14 protein-coding genes and 1 riboswitch are annotated in these 14,731 nt (G+C 60.4%); of the genes, 9 read left to right on the top strand and 5 right to left on the bottom strand.

Annotated elements, in window-relative coordinates; all coding sequences use genetic code 11:
* Positions 1-145 precede the first annotated feature (145 nt).
* The 3 genes from AC4PS7_RS21680 (at position 146) to AC4PS7_RS21670 (ending at position 2,691) form a co-directional block, all read left to right on the top strand.
* On the top strand, positions 146-496 hold the full coding sequence (locus AC4PS7_RS21680; protein WP_047542543.1) for a hypothetical protein: 351 nt from the start codon (positions 146-148) through the stop codon (positions 494-496).
* A 95-nt stretch (positions 497-591) separates the two neighbouring features.
* Positions 592-2,256, top strand: coding sequence for an NAD-dependent DNA ligase LigB (ligB, locus tag AC4PS7_RS21675; protein ID WP_031291100.1), 1,665 nt, complete (start codon positions 592-594; stop codon positions 2,254-2,256).
* A 39-nt stretch (positions 2,257-2,295) separates the two neighbouring features.
* Complete coding sequence (locus AC4PS7_RS21670) at positions 2,296-2,691, top strand: DUF1090 domain-containing protein (protein WP_045791544.1); 396 nt, start codon at positions 2,296-2,298, stop codon at positions 2,689-2,691.
* 6 nt (positions 2,692-2,697) lie between these two features.
* Here the strand turns inward: AC4PS7_RS21670 and AC4PS7_RS21665 are convergent, their stop codons facing one another.
* Positions 2,698-3,147 carry a c-type cytochrome gene (locus tag AC4PS7_RS21665; RefSeq protein WP_010207165.1) on the bottom strand — a complete coding sequence of 150 codons (450 nt, stop codon included), beginning with the start codon at positions 3,145-3,147 and terminating at the stop codon, positions 2,698-2,700.
* A gap of 129 nt (positions 3,148-3,276) precedes the next feature.
* Between AC4PS7_RS21665 and mltA the strand changes: the two genes are divergently transcribed.
* Positions 3,277-4,461, top strand: coding sequence for a murein transglycosylase A (mltA, locus tag AC4PS7_RS21660; protein WP_045791543.1), 1,185 nt, complete (start codon positions 3,277-3,279; stop codon positions 4,459-4,461).
* Between the two features lie 89 nt (positions 4,462-4,550).
* On the opposite strand, the gene AC4PS7_RS21655 is transcribed toward mltA, so the two are convergent.
* Complete coding sequence (locus AC4PS7_RS21655) at positions 4,551-4,937, bottom strand: MAPEG family protein (protein WP_010207167.1); 387 nt, start codon at positions 4,935-4,937, stop codon at positions 4,551-4,553.
* Between the two features lie 191 nt (positions 4,938-5,128).
* Here AC4PS7_RS21655 and AC4PS7_RS21650 point away from each other — a divergent pair, with 191 nt between their 5' ends.
* Positions 5,129-6,388: a cation:proton antiporter gene (locus AC4PS7_RS21650; protein ID WP_042571432.1), complete on the top strand. Its 1,260-nt coding sequence runs from the start codon at positions 5,129-5,131 to the stop codon at positions 6,386-6,388.
* On the opposite strand, the gene AC4PS7_RS21645 is transcribed toward AC4PS7_RS21650, so the two are convergent.
* From AC4PS7_RS21645 to AC4PS7_RS21635, 3 genes are all read right to left on the bottom strand, one after another.
* Entirely contained in the window at positions 6,382-7,269 is an 888-nt protein-coding gene (locus tag AC4PS7_RS21645; protein ID WP_010207170.1) for a formate/nitrite transporter family protein, read from the bottom strand. The genes AC4PS7_RS21650 and AC4PS7_RS21645 overlap by 7 nt on opposite strands.
* A gap of 71 nt (positions 7,270-7,340) precedes the next feature.
* Positions 7,341-9,272, bottom strand: a complete 1,932-nt coding sequence (locus AC4PS7_RS21640; RefSeq protein ID WP_137205780.1) for a patatin-like phospholipase family protein — start codon at positions 9,270-9,272, stop codon at positions 7,341-7,343.
* A gap of 99 nt (positions 9,273-9,371) precedes the next feature.
* Positions 9,372-9,776: an acyl-CoA thioesterase gene (locus tag AC4PS7_RS21635; protein ID WP_010207175.1), complete on the bottom strand. Its 405-nt coding sequence runs from the start codon at positions 9,774-9,776 to the stop codon at positions 9,372-9,374.
* A gap of 198 nt (positions 9,777-9,974) precedes the next feature.
* Positions 9,975-10,081: riboswitch (S-adenosyl-L-homocysteine riboswitch) on the top strand.
* A 21-nt stretch (positions 10,082-10,102) separates the two neighbouring features.
* Between AC4PS7_RS21635 and ahcY the strand changes: the two genes are divergently transcribed.
* The 4 genes from ahcY (at position 10,103) to AC4PS7_RS21615 (ending at position 14,550) form a co-directional block, all read left to right on the top strand.
* A complete protein-coding gene (gene ahcY / locus AC4PS7_RS21630; RefSeq protein WP_010207176.1) occupies positions 10,103-11,512 on the top strand; it encodes an adenosylhomocysteinase in 1,410 nt (469 codons plus the stop codon).
* Between the two features lie 167 nt (positions 11,513-11,679).
* Entirely contained in the window at positions 11,680-12,525 is an 846-nt protein-coding gene (gene metF / locus AC4PS7_RS21625; RefSeq protein WP_010207177.1) for a methylenetetrahydrofolate reductase [NAD(P)H], read from the top strand.
* 77 nt (positions 12,526-12,602) lie between these two features.
* On the top strand, positions 12,603-13,685 hold the full coding sequence (locus AC4PS7_RS21620; RefSeq protein WP_010207178.1) for a hypothetical protein: 1,083 nt from the start codon (positions 12,603-12,605) through the stop codon (positions 13,683-13,685).
* Between the two features lie 73 nt (positions 13,686-13,758).
* On the top strand, positions 13,759-14,550 hold the full coding sequence (locus AC4PS7_RS21615) for a substrate-binding periplasmic protein (protein ID WP_021492688.1): 792 nt from the start codon (positions 13,759-13,761) through the stop codon (positions 14,548-14,550).
* The last annotated feature ends 181 nt before the right edge of the window (positions 14,551-14,731 follow it).

The raw sequence follows: 14,731 nt of genomic DNA, 5'->3' as shown, positions 1-14,731 counted from the left end.
TCACGTTTTTTGGATCCAAACCTTGCAGGCCTAATGATGGCCCTCTAGAATCCGCGCCCTCTCGGGCCCTTTACCTTATTTGGATATTGCCCTGCGCCAGCCCGAGACAGACAAACGCGCAGGCAATCGAACATTGAGGTTTTTCATGCGCATCTCCACGCTCGCCCCTGCCGCCCTTCTCTTCAGCCTGTTCGCCCTGCCGGTAAACGCCGCCGACCTGAGCGCATTGAGTGGTGCCCTGAGCGCCCAACTGGGTGGCGGCAACGCTGGCGATTGCCAGAAACAAGCAGCCGATCTGCAAGCCAAGATCGATGCAGCTGAAGCCCAGAAGGACACCTTGAAGGTGAAGGCCTTCAAAGCCGCGCAAGACCAGATCAACAAAGGTTGCAACAAACTTTCTGAAGCCCAGGCAAAAGCCGACGCGAAGCAGCAAACTCAAGAGGCGAAGGCCGATAAACCAGACGCCGTGAAGGCCCTGGGCGGTCTGTTCAAGTAAATAGAAATACCCAGTAAAAAGCCCCGCAGCGTCGGGGCTTTTTTGTGGCCGATCGGATCATTTAGGCTGGGCACCCTTTCCGAGCAAGGATGCTCATGATGCCTTTACTGCTAGCGCTTTTACTCAGCATTTTACCCTTCAGGGGGTGGGCCGAAGAGTGTCCCGACACAGCCCGGGCACAGGTCAACACACTGACCGAACAGATACGCCTATGGGACGACAGCTACCACCGCCTCAACCAATCCCCCGTCAGCGACGAACTCTATGACCAGGCGCGCCAACGTCTGACCCACTGGCGCCGGTGCTTCCCTGAGTCCCCCCCGAAACCCGACAACCCACTGGCGAGCTCACGCGGCACCCTACGCCACCCCATTGCCCATACGGGCCTTGAGAAACTGCTGGATGAACAGGCAGTCGGCGCCTGGCTGAGCACACGCCAGGATGTCTGGATTCAACCCAAGGTGGACGGTGTGGCGGTGACCCTGGTGTATCGACAAGGTCGCCTGCGCCAAGTCATCAGCCGGGGCGATGGCCTGATGGGCCACGACTGGTCGGCGTCCGCGCGCAGGATCCCCGGCATTGTCCAGCAGTTGCCGGAGCCCATCGACCTGGTGCTGCAAGGCGAACTCTATTGGCACCTCGACGACCACGTGCAATCGGCAAACGGAGGGCTCAATGCCCGCAGCAAGGTGGCCGGGCTGATGAACCGCCTCGAATTGAGCGACGCCGACGCCGCCGGCATCGGTCTGTTCGTATGGGCATGGCCCGAGGGTCCGGGGTCGTTTACCGAGCGTTTGGCCGCATTGGCACGCTGGGGTTTTACCGACAGCCGACGCTACAGTCAGCCCATTCGGGATATCGCCGAAGCCACGCACTGGCGCGCGTATTGGTACAACCATCCACTGCCATTCGCCAGCGATGGGGTGGTGTTGCACCAGGCACAGCGCCCGCCCGCCAGACGATGGAAGGCCAGCGAACCTTATTGGGCGGTCGCCTGGAAGTATCCGGCGGCCAAAGCCCTGGCGCTGGTGCGCAACGTACGATTCAAGATCGGTCGCACCGGACGCATCACACCCATGCTTGAGCTGGAACCGGTGCAGTTGGATGACCGCCAGATCAGTCGTGTGAGCGCCGGGTCATTGAAGCGTTGGCAAACGCTGGATATCCGCCCTGGCGACCAGGTCTCCATCAGCCTTGCGGGCCAGGTGATCCCCCGACTGGACGAGGTCATCCTGCGAAATGCTCACAGGGCCGACTTGGCGGCACCTGACCCTCGGGACTTTCATGCCTTGAGTTGCTGGCAACTGGACCCAGGCTGCGAAGAGCAACTGCTGGCGCGCCTCACCTGGTTGAGCGGCAATCAGGGCCTGGCGTTGCCGCACATAGGTCGCGAGACTTGGAACGTATTGATCCAGGCCGGTCTAATCGCAAGCTTTCTCGATTGGTTAACCCTGGATGTGGCAGAGCTTGCTAACATTGAAGGCTTCGGTGATAGCAGCCGTACGCGAGTGCTCGAAAGCCTCAACAGCGCACGGCAGCGGTCCTTTGCACAATGGCTCAAAGCCTTGGGCGTACCACCCGCGGCACGCAACAACCTGGAAGGCGACTGGCAGACGCTGGTCGCCAGAGACACCCAGGCCTGGCTGGCCATCGATGGCATCGGCCCGGGCCGCGCGGCGCAACTGAGCGCCTTTTTCCGCGACCCGCAAGTACAGGCCTTGGCAGACACATTACGCGTGGCCGGCATCGATGGGTTTTGAACCCGAGCCGACCATCAGATTGCGACCTTGGAGTTCCACATGAAATTTCTAGCCCCCTTTGCCCTGTTGACCGTCGCAAGCTTCATGGCCACCCCCCTGCTGGCCGCCGAAGAAACCCCGCAGCTCACCGGTTGCGCCGCCAAGCGCCAAGCCATCAGCACCCAGATCGAACAGGCCAAGGCCCACGGCAACAGCGCCCAGCAAGCCGGTCTGGAAAAAGCCTTGAGCGAAGTCACCGCCAACTGCACCGAGGCGTCCTTGAAGAAGGAACGGGAAAACAAGGTGCTTGATGCCAAGCATGAAGTCAGCCGCCGTCAGGCCGACCTCGACAAGGCCATGAAAAAAGGTGACGCGGACAAAATCAACAAACGTAAGGACAAACTCGCCGAGTCCCGCAAAGAACTGCAGGACGCGGTGGAAGAGCTCGACCAGTAAAACCGGTCAGTGGTCTCGGAACTGCTTATGGCATGCGCTGCAGGCATCTTCGACTTTCTGCACTGCCGGCCCCAGGTTGCTCGCTTTGTATGGCTGAACCTGGCTGGCGGTCACCAATTCACCGGTGGCCGCTTCAAGGTCGCGGGCCAGTTGCTGGAACTGCGCCTGCTTCTGCCAGACATCATCCTTGGCACTGGTGTGATCTTCTTCGCGCACGCTCGGAAAATGCTTCCAAGGCTCATGGGACAACGCGTCCAGCCTGACTGCGCCTTCGGCAAATTTAGCGCCGTCGAATGGGATCCGCCCGCGCAACATGCCGCCCAGGTCTTCGCCGGTTTTGAGCATCTGCTTGAAGATCGCCTTGCGCTGGCCCAGCGGCGAATTCGGATCCACGCCGCCACAGGCGGACAGTGTCAGGCAGGCCAGCAATACAACGGTCAGTTTTTTAAAAGTCATGGTGGCTTCGAGGTCACGGGAAACGGCGGCCAGTATCCTCGCCTCGCCCGTAAAGACCAATAGCCCTATTAATAATAAGGGTTGCCAAACAGCGCTGTGGCGCGGGCAATCGCTTCAGGAATTGTTTGTATGAATGTCACGTTGAAACCCTGGGGCCGCCGCCTGGCGTGGGCCCTGCCGATGATCGCGCTGCTGGCTGGCTGCGATGCGGGCAAAGAAACAGCCAAAGACGAAACGTCGAAACCCCACGCTGTCGCCACCTATGTGAGTGCGCCATGGGAAGCCTTGCCGGCAGTGTCCGACAGCGACCTGCTGGCGGGTTTTGAGTCCTGGCGCAGCGCCTGCCAGCGCCTCAAGGCCGACCCGGTGTGGGGCGCGACCTGTGCGGCAGCCGCGACAGTGCCGAGCAATGCCGTGGCGGTGCGCGGGTTTCTCAAGGAACGCCTGGATGTGTTCGGCCTACGCTCGGCTGACAACACCCCGAACGGCTTGATCACCGGCTACTACGAACCGGTCTACCCCGGGAGCCTGACCAAGACCGCCAAAGCCAACGTGCCGGTATACGGCGTGCCGGACGACCTGATTATCGTCAACCTGGAAAGTATCTACCCCGAACTCAAGGGCAAGCGCCTGCGCGGTCGCCTGGAAGGTCGCGTGCTCAAGCCTTACGACGATGCCAGCGTCATCAACGGCCAGGGCTCCACAGCCAAACCAATCGCCTGGCTGACTGACCCGATGGACCTGCAATTCCTGCAAATCCAGGGCTCTGGCCGCATCCAACTGGCCGGAGGGCGCCAACTGCGCATCGGTTATGGTGACCAGAACGGCTACCCCTATCGCCCGATCGGCCGTTGGCTGGTGGAACAAGGCGAGTTGAACAAAGAAGACGTCACCATGGGTACCATCAGCGCCTGGGCCAAGTCGCACCCGCAGCGTATCCCGGAACTGCTGGCGAGCAATCCCAGCTATGTGTTCTTCAGCGCGCGTCCCGACAGCAACGAAGGCCCGCGCGGCTCCTTGAACGTGCCGCTGACCGCCGGCTACAGCGTGGCGGTGGATCGCAAGGTGATTCCTTTGGGCAGCCTGCTGTGGCTGTCGACTACCAAGCCAGACGGTTCACCGATCATACGGCCCGTCGCCGCACAGGACACCGGTGGTGCGATCACGGGTGAAGTGCGTGCGGATTTGTTCTGGGGTACCGGTGATACGGCCGGCGAACTGGCGGGGAACATGAAGCAGCAGGGGCAGATCTGGATGTTGTGGCCCAAGGGAACAGCATTGCCGCACGTGCCGGATGCACCTGTCGGGAGCTGAAAGCGCTCTGCCAAACTCGGTTTATTGTGGTGAGCGGGCTTGCCCCGCTCGCCACAATAGCCCGCGCCCATAGGGGCTCCGCTCGACCTTTAGATCGATACGAAGAAGAAACTCGCAATCAACGCCATCCCCACGAACCACACCAGCGACCGCAGCATCGCCCAGTCCGCCAGGTAGCAGATGATGTACAGCAGGCGGCTGGTGATAAACAGCACGGCCAGCACATTGATGGTCACCAATTCGGCCGTACCGGCCAGGTGCGCAATGATCACTGCGGCCGCGAAGGCCGGTGTGACTTCAAAACTGTTGAGCTGGGCACTGTGGGCACGCTTGGCAAACCCTTCAAGGGTGTCCAGGAACGCGCGGGGGTCGTGGTTCTGCCGTGGACCGAACTTGCCACCGCTGAACTTGGCCACACCCGTGCACAGGTAAGGTAGAAAAATTGCGATCAACACACACCAGAAAGCCACCGTCATCACACATTCCTTTTGTAGTTTTAAACAGCGATTAGAGTTTTAGCACTAAAAATACCAAACCGCACTCACCGCTATGAGCCCTGGCTCGCCCAAAGGTTCTATGGCGTTTTAGCCAATGCCTTGCAACATCGCGCCACAGGTGCGGTCCATCCACCCAATAACGCACTGCCACCCAACTCCAAGGACCCCGGATGCTTGAACTTGTCGCCGCCTTTATCTGCCTCACCACCCTGCTCACCTATGTGAACTTCCGCTTTATCGGCCTGCCGCCCACTATCGGTGTGATGGTCACAGCTTTGGTGTTTTCGCTGATCCTGCAAGGGTTGAGCGTTCTCGGCTACCCTGGCCTGGAAGAGCGCATCCAGCAGTTGATCGGCCAGATCGACTTCGGCGACCTGCTGATGAACTGGATGCTGTCGTTCCTGCTGTTCGCCGGCGCCTTGCACGTAAACCTTAACGACCTGCGCAGCTATCGCTGGCCCATCGGCCTGCTGGCAACCTTTGGCGTACTGATCGCGACGGTGGTGATCGGTAGCCTGGCGTACTACATCTTTGCCCTGTTCGGCTGGCACGTGAGCTTCCTTTACTGCCTGCTGTTCGGCGCGCTGATTTCACCTACCGATCCGATTGCCGTGCTGGGTGTATTGCGTACGGCCAATGCTTCGAAACCACTGAAAACCACCATCGTGGGTGAATCACTTTTCAACGACGGTACCGCAGTCGTGGTCTTCACCGTACTGCTGGGCATCGCACAACTGGGCGAAACCCCCACGGTCGGCGCCACCGCCATGCTATTCGCCCATGAAGCCATCGGCGGCGTGGCGTTCGGCGGCCTGATCGGCTACCTGGTCTACCTGATGATCAAGAGCATCGAGCAGCACCAGATCGAAGTGATGCTGACCCTCGCCCTGGTGATCGGCGGCTCGGCGATGGCCACCGAACTGCACGTCTCGGCACCGATTGCGATGGTGGTAGCCGGCCTGATCATCGGCAACCTGGGCCGCAAGCTGGCGATGAACGACATGACCCGTCGCTACCTCGACGGTTTCTGGGAGTTGCTCGATGACATGCTCAACGCCCTACTGTTCGCCCTGATCGGCATGGAACTGCTGTTGTTGCCGTTCAATTGGCTGCACGTGTTCGCCGCCAGCTTGCTGGCCGTGGCGATCCTGCTGTCGCGCCTGTTGACGGTGGCCCCGGCGATCCTGCTGCTACGGCGCTGGCGCACGGTGCCACGCGGCACCATCCGCATCCTCACTTGGGGCGGCTTGCGCGGTGGTGTGTCGGTAGCGTTGGCCTTGGCACTGCCGCTGGGCCCGGAGCGTGACCTGCTGCTGAGCATCACCTACATCGTGGTGCTCTCGTCGATCCTGTTGCAGGGGTTGAGCATCGGCAAACTGGTCAAGCGCGTGACCCGGGACGAGCCCCAGGCCGCGCCGGACACTCACTGATCCTTGCTGATCTGCTGCGGATGCCTCGGGTCCGCAGCTTTCTTGTCCGGCAGGCTGCCTTCGCTGCGAATTTGCGCATGACTGATCAACGCAAAGATAAAGCTGCCGCCAATGATATTGCCTGCCAAGGTCGGTCCGGCGAACACCAGCCAGAAGTCCTTCCATGCCAGCTCGCCGGCAAACACCAAGTACGACACTTCCGCCGAACCCACCACGATATGCGTGAAATCCCCCAGGGCCATCAGGTAAGTGATCAAGATGATGATAAACATCTTGGCGCTTTCCATCGACGGGATCATCCACACCATGGTCGCGATCATCCAGCCGGAGATGATGCCCTTGGCGAACATCTGGCCAGCATCGTTCTCCATGATCTTGCGACCGATTTCGAGGAAGGCCAGGTCGGTCTTGGTATCGAAGATCGGCAGGTGCAACATCACATAGGCCACCAGCAGGGTGCCGCACAGGTTGCCGACCAGCACCACCGTCCATAGCCGCAACAGTCGCCCCGCGTTGCCCAGCGTGGGTTTGCTCATCACCGGCAACACGGCGGTCAGGGTATTTTCAGTGAACAATTGCTGGCGCGCGAGGATCACCGCCAGGAAGCCTGCGCAGTAACCGAAGCTGGCGATCACCTTGAAGGCTTCGCCCTCCGGCAGACGGGAGTTGAGCAACCCCATCGCCATCAGCGACAACCCCATGGTCAGCCCGGCAGCCAATGCGGACCACCACAACGCGGCGACACTGCGCTCCAGCTCCTGGTCACCCTGGGTGCGGATGATTTCATGCAACACCGCCGCACGGGGCGGCTGGTTTTTGTCCACGTCGTGCTGCTCTTCCTGCGACAGGTTGGGGGTTTTGCCTGCTTCGTCGGTGGTCATGATCATCCAGAGTCCAAGGGGTGCCTGTAGCTACGACACGCCGCCGCAATGGCTGTTCAGTGGCCAGGCAACTAAACCTGCACACGCCAGGCCTTGGCCTGCTCCACGGTGGTGGCACTGGACATCCGGTCCCAGGGTTTGTTGCGCGCCTTGTAGCGGTCGCTGATGGTATCGAGCACTCGGTTGAATTCAGTGGGCGTGGAAGACCACGCCAAATCCTGGGCCGCACGGTGTAACAGCTCTACATTGGCGTCGGGCTGGCCCGGCCGAAACAGCGAAGGGTAGATCACTTCCCGCGTGAAGCTTTCAGCTTTCATCGCAATATCACGCACGCTCATCTCAGCGACAGCGCTGCCAATGACCTTGGACATTGGCAAGGCGCCCGACGCGATCTGCTTGGTTGCCACTTGCAACAACTGCTGGAAATTGCGCTGACTGGCGACATTGAGACGCCGCCCCAACCAATCGATTTGCTCGGGACGCCGGGCCAGAGCGTCGAGGTTACGCAGGGCCGATAAGATTTTCGGCGTGAACACCAGCGCGCCCTTCGCCTGGTTGGCTTCGATAATCGCGCCATCCAGGGCGTGCAACGCCTGTTGGGCGTTCTTGCGAAACGTCAGCACATCTGCGGCGGCGGGATCTTTTTGCAGCGCTGGTTGCACACTGGCGAGCATTGCATCGTCCATGGCCAACACGGCGTCATCCAGCGATTGGAACGAGTGGCGCTCAAGCGCGGTGCTGCGACGCTCCAGATGCGCGTCTACCGCCTGGCGCGCCTTCGCCTGCAGATGTTGCTTATGCTCATCCTGCATCGTGAAGTTGACCGTGCCCGTGAGCAGGCCTCGAAAATCACCTTTTTCCGTCTTCAGGGGCAATGTCACGATCTGCTCGGCGAACGCCTCAAGCTTTTTGTCCTGAAAGGCTCCCGCAGCCGAATGCGGAACACAGGTGATGCGGTCTGCCAAGCTGCTGAAAAAACTGCCACTGCGCGTTCGCGCATCAGCCGCGTCGGACTCGAACTTGACGATCAAGGACTCAGACTTGGTCAGGGGACTCTCGGGAAATGCCCGATCCACCACACCTGGCGCCGGTGTATTGAGCAGCATGCCGCCGTCCTTGAACGCGGTGGTTTCAGTTGAGGTTTGGAAACCATGCCCCCGCTCCTCCGGGCTTTTGAACACCAGCGGCAACGAGCCGGAAATATGCGCCGCCCGGGCGATATCCATCTGCGGGGTCAGGCTGGCATTGAACACCACCAACTGCGGACGGCCAGCAAACATGCCGGTGCCGGTGATGTTGAGCTGCTTGATCGCAGGAATATGCCGGCTCAACACGTCAAGATCGCCAAACGTAGGGGCGGCACCGGCACTCAATTTGTCAGCAATGTGCATGACTTCGCCCGGCCGGGTTTCCCGAGGGGTTTGCGCGATATGCTCCAGAATCGACTGGCGCGACTCGTTGCGGATCACTTCTTCAAGGGGTAATGCCTCGGTCTGCAGGCGCGGCAGCAAGGTCATCAGCAACTGAGAAATATTGCCGGCAGCGCCGGGCAAGCGGCCGACCAGTTTGCCCAGTGTCGAACTGGCATCCTGCATCCAGGCCGTCACGACGTCCTTGCTGTTCAGCAGGCTGGGCAAATCGATGCTGTCCGACAACCTGTCGAACGCTTGCGCCCCCATGCCGCTGGCAATCAGTGCCGCGGAAATCGCACCGGCAGATGAGCCGGAGATCGATTGGATACCTTCCAGCTTCTGAGCATCCTCAAGTGCCCGCACCACCCCCGAGAAAGCAATACCCTTGGCGCCACCCCCACTGAGTACAAGGCTGGTAACGGCGGGTGCCGATAAAAATACGTCTACCCGGCCCTGGTGATCACGCAGAAGCGTCACATTGCGCGCACCAACCCCCTCCACCAGAGGCGTCTCCCCCGTTTGATGGGTCGGGGAGAAGGCCTCTTTATTCAATGAGGGTTGGAGTGTGGCGATTGCATTAAACACTTTCATGCACGGGCTCTCTCTACGGGATGTGGCCCTGAGTGATGAGAGCGCCTGCGAAAGATCCGCACGGAATGATTTGGTAAAGCAAATCACCCCACTGCGGGGTTACTCGGGAAGGCTATCGTCCTTGAACTGATCCTTCACGTACCGGATCTCGGTGCGACCGTGGGGTGCCGGCAAACCGTCTTCACCCAGGTTGACGAACACCATTTTCTCTACTGTGAGGATGCTTTTACGGGTGATCTTATTGCGCACTTCGCAGGTCAACGTGATAGAGGTGCGACCGAACTCGGTGGCGGTGATGCCCAGCTCGATGATGTCGCCCTGGCGCGAGGCGCTGACAAAGTTGATTTCGGAGATGTACTTGGTCACCACGCGCTGGTTGCCCAGTTGCACAATGGCGTAGATCGCCGCTTCTTCGTCGATCCAGCGCAGCAGACTGCCGCCGAACAGGGTGCCGTTGGGGTTGAGGTCTTCAGGTTTTACCCATTTGCGGGTGTGGAAGTTCATGGTCACTCCAAAGCGTCTTGCCGAATGATGGGCAACATCATGGCAGAGCGTGGGCCCAAGCTCTATGTGCCATTACCTATCAACCCCATCAGCGATCTTCATATGGCCGACGGAAAGGCTTGGGAAGTCTGGCGCACAAGGCTATAATCGGCGCCGTTTCAAAACGGTCATCTCTGGTTGATACCGTTCTCCCGCCACCTGTCCGAGGGGCGCTGCAGCAGGTTCAACCTGTCAGGCTCGGATGGGGCGTTGTCCGGCCTGGTCCACCTGGCCTGATACTAAACGCACAACGGCGCCCATTCGCACACTACGAATGGAGGCTCTTCATGAGCGCAGTAAACACGCCTGCAGATTTCAACGACTACAAAGTCGCCGACATGTCCCTCGCCGCCTGGGGCCGTCGCGAAACATTCATCGCCGAATCCGAAATGCCTGCCCTGATGGGTCTGCGTCGCAAGTACGCCGCTGAGCAGCCGCTCAAAGGCGCCAAGATCCTCGGTTGCATCCACATGACCATTCAGACTGCCGTGCTGATCGAAACCCTGGTTGCCCTGGGTGCCGAAGTACGCTGGTCGTCCTGCAACATTTTCTCGACTCAAGACCAGGCCGCTGCCGCTATCGCTGCTGCCGGTATCGCCGTGTTCGCCTGGAAAGGCGAAACCGAAGAAGAGTACGAGTGGTGCCTGGAGCAAACCATCCTCAAAGATGGCAAGCCATGGGACGCCAACATGATCCTCGACGACGGCGGCGACCTGACCGAGCTGCTGCACAAGAAGTACCCGCAGATCCTCGACCGCGTCCACGGTGTGACCGAAGAAACCACCACTGGCGTGCACCGCCTGCTGGACATGCTGGCCAAGGGCGAGCTGAAAATCCCGGCCATCAACGTCAACGACTCGGTGACCAAGAGCAAGAACGACAACAAGTACGGCTGCCGTCACAGCCTCAACGACGCCATCAAGCGCGGCACCGACCACCTGCTGTCGGGCAAGCAAGCCCTGGTGATCGGCTACGGTGACGTGGGCAAGGGTTCGTCCCAGTCCCTGCGTCAGGAAGGCATGATCGTCAAGGTCTCCGAAGTGGACCCGATCTGCGCCATGCAAGCCTGCATGGACGGTTTCGAAGTGGTTTCGCCGTTCATCAACGGCCAGAACGACGGCACCGAAGCCAGCATCGACAAGGCCCTGCTGGGCAAGATCGACCTGATCGTGACCACTACCGGCAACGTGAATGTTTGCGACGCGAACATGCTCAAAGCCCTGAAGAAGCGCGCCGTTGTCTGCAACATCGGTCACTTCGACAACGAAATCGACACCGCTTTCATGCGCAAGAACTGGGCATGGGAAGAAGTGAAGCCACAGGTGCACAAGGTTCACCGCACCGGCGCTGGTGATTTCGACCCACAGAACGACGACTACCTGATCCTGCTGGCCGAAGGCCGTCTGGTTAACCTGGGCAACGCCACCGGCCACCCAAGCCGCATCATGGACGGCTCCTTCGCCAACCAGGTACTGGCGCAGATCTTCCTGTTCGGCCAGAAGTACGCCGACCTGTCGCCGGCCCAGAAAGCCGAGCGCCTGACCGTGGAAGTACTGCCGAAGAAACTCGACGAAGAAGTGGCCCTGGAAATGGTCCGCGGCTTCGGCGGCGTGGTGACTCAACTGACCAAGACCCAGGCCGACTACATCGGCGTGACGGTTGAAGGTCCGTTCAAGCCGCACGCTTACCGCTACTAAGTAACCGGCTCTCTCCCTATCGGAGCGGGCTTGTGTGAGAGCGGGCTTGCTAGCGAATACGGAGTGTCAGTCGGAGCAATCATGACTGACCCACTGCATTCGCGAGCAAGCCCGCTCCCACATTGACGGTGTAAGCCTTCCAGTTTTGAGTTTCCAAGGATACGACCATGTCCCAAGACCGTCGCTACAGCTTCGAGTTCTTCCCGACCAAGACCGATGCTGGGCATGAAAAACTGATGGCGACTGCCACGCAGTTGGCCAGCTATAACCCCGACTTCTTCTCCTGCACCTACGGCGCCGGCGGCTCGACCCGTGACCGCACGATCAACACCGTGTTGCAACTGGAAAGCCAAGTCAAAGTTCCCGCCGCTCCGCACTTGTCGTGCGTGGGCGACAGCAAGGACGACCTGCGCGGCCTGCTGACCCAATACAAGGCCGCCGGCATCAAGCGCATCGTCGCCCTGCGCGGTGACCTGCCCTCCGGCATGGGCATGGCCAGCGGTGAGCTGCGCTACGCCAATGACCTTGTGAGCTTCATCCGTGAAGAAACCGGCGATCACTTCCATATCGAAGTGGCGGCCTACCCGGAGATGCACCCCCAGGCCCGCAACTTCGAAGACGATCTGCAAAACTTCGTGCGCAAGGCCAACGCCGGCGCCGACAGCGCGATCACCCAGTACTTCTTCAACGCCGACAGCTACTTCTATTTTGTCGAGCGTGTACGGGCCATGGGTGTGAACATCCCGATCGTGCCAGGCATCATGCCAATCACCAACTACAGCAAGCTGGCGCGCTTCTCCGACGCCTGCGGTGCCGAGATCCCACGCTGGGTGCGTAAACAACTGGAAGCCTATGGCGACGACGTCAAGAGCATCCAGGCGTTCGGCGAACAGGTCATCAGCACTATGTGTGAAGATTTGTTGCAAGGTGGCGCGCCAGGGTTGCACTTCTATACCCTGAACCAGGCTGAACCCAGCCTTGCCATCTGGAACAACCTCAAGCTGCCACGCTGAAGTTTGTCCGGCTGTGCCAAGGCCCTCGTCTCTACGAGGGCCTTCGTCGTTTTACATGCCACGGAACCTAGCAGTCCATGAATACAGTGCCCACGACTTCCCGCCCACAACTGGTCTACCTGGTCTTCGGCTCCGAGACCTACCACCAGGAAGCGGTGTTCAGCATCGCCAGTGCGCTGGCCTTCCTGCAGGACACCCCGGAAGCCGCCGTGGACATCCAGGTATTCAGCGACAACCCGGAGCCCTATCGCCTTTTGCCAGTGCGCGTACGCCCGCTGGACGAAGCCACCCGTAAACGCTGGAGCGAGCCCCACGGCTATCACTTCCGCACCAAGCATGTGGTGTTGCGCCAAGTGCTGGAAGAATCGCCGGTGGCCATGCTGATCGACACCGACACTTTTTTCCATCACTCACCGATGGACCTGTTCGAGCGCGTGCAGCCTGGCACCCTGCTGTGCAACGCCTTCTACACCAAGTACGGCGACAACCACGAAAGCCTCCTCTACACCGCCCTGCGCCAGCGCCTGCTGGACATGGGCGTGGCCGACGATGACATGATGACCCTCAACTCCGGGGTCATGGGCCTGACGCAACAGGACGCGCATATCCTCGATCGCTCCATCGAGTTGATGGACGAATTGTTCCCCCATGCCCAGGGCGCCTACACCCTGGAAGAATTCTGCCTGTCGATCGCCGCCTATCGCACCGTCAACGTGCGCGAATGCCCGGACCTGATCCACCATTACTGGAGCCGCAAGCAGCTGTTTCGCGCCAAGGTCAAGGCGTGGATCGCCAAGCATGGGGCGGCCCCGACCAGCGCACTGGCACTGGCCGACACTCGCCAGGTCTCCTCACACCTGCCGCGCCCTCCCCGCCTGCAGCGCCTGTTATACAAACTGATCACCCTGGTATTGCCCAAGCACCAGCAGCAGTTCATCCGCGAAATTCTCTATGGCTGCTACGAGCACGAGAATGAATTCGACCAGGCGTGTGGCCCGGTGTGGTGGGACAAGGCCCGACAGAACCAGGAAGAACGCCAGAAACGCCCGATCGATGCCCACCAGCTGGAACACTGGTTCGCCAACCCCGTGGTGCGCCTGATTCTCGGCAAGCGCCGCGTGGCGATCTATGAGCATTTGATGACGTCGCCGGCCAAATAGCGCCACCTAGCCCCGCCTGCGGATGCGCGTGCCAGAGCTTCTCTTTAGGGCGGGAGCATCGTAACCTCAGGCCATGCCCGTCATTCTCAAGTTGTTGACCGCTACCCTCTTTACTTGCCTGAGTCTGGCCGCTTATGGCGAGAAACTGCGCATTGTCACCGAGCCATGGGCGCCTTATGTGTACGACGACAATGGCACCATGCGCGGCCTGGACTACGAAACCACGGCGATCGTGTTCCAACGCCTGGGCGTCGAGGTGCAATGGCAGTTCCTGCCCTGGAAGCGCTGCCTGGCCATGCTCGACCAGGGCCAGGCCGACGGGGCACTGGACATTTTCCACAGCCATGAGCGCGACGCCTTGCTGCTGTATCCCAGCGAACCACTGTCGGATGTGGAGTTCGTGCTGTTCTACGCCAATGAGCGCCCACACCCCGTACAAGCTCTCGAAGACCTGCGCGGCCTTACGGTCGGCACGTCGCCGGGCTACCTGTACGGCGCCGACTTCAGCGATTCAGCGCTGTTCAACCACGAACCGGCTCCCAGCCATGAGGCCAACTTCGGCAAATTGATGCTCGGGCGCATCGACCTGGTGATCACGGACCGCAGGGTGGGCCAGCATGTGATCAAGGCATTGGGCCTGGAAGGCAAGGTCAGCCAGGCGCCGGCGGTGGTCAGCCGCCAGCAGCAGTTCCTTGCGGTGCGCCGTGGCGCGGGCATGGATCTGTTGGTACAACGCTTTGCCGCCGAGCTCAAACGCTTCAAACAAGAACCGGCATATAGCGCATTGAGCGCCAAATATGGTGGAATCCAAGCGATTACGGGCGCTGGACACACCGTTGAGCAGCAGGAAAGCAGCGCGCCGTGATTGCTCTGTTATACTCCGGCCTTTCCGCCAGGCTCACGCCCGGCCGCTGAGGTCTTGAAAAAGGCACCCAACCCCGCTACAGCGCAGCTTTCAGCCCGCGCGAGCCGGTGGAGTGCCCGCCAGACGCAGCAGGACCGGACGGGGTTGCGCTCCCCTAAGCGCCATTCACGCCCGGCAAGAT

Source organism: Pseudomonas sp. DW-iso3 (assembly GCF_058725305.1).
Note: the sequence above shows the minus strand (reverse complement) of the source record. Positions and strands in the feature narration are given on the sequence as shown.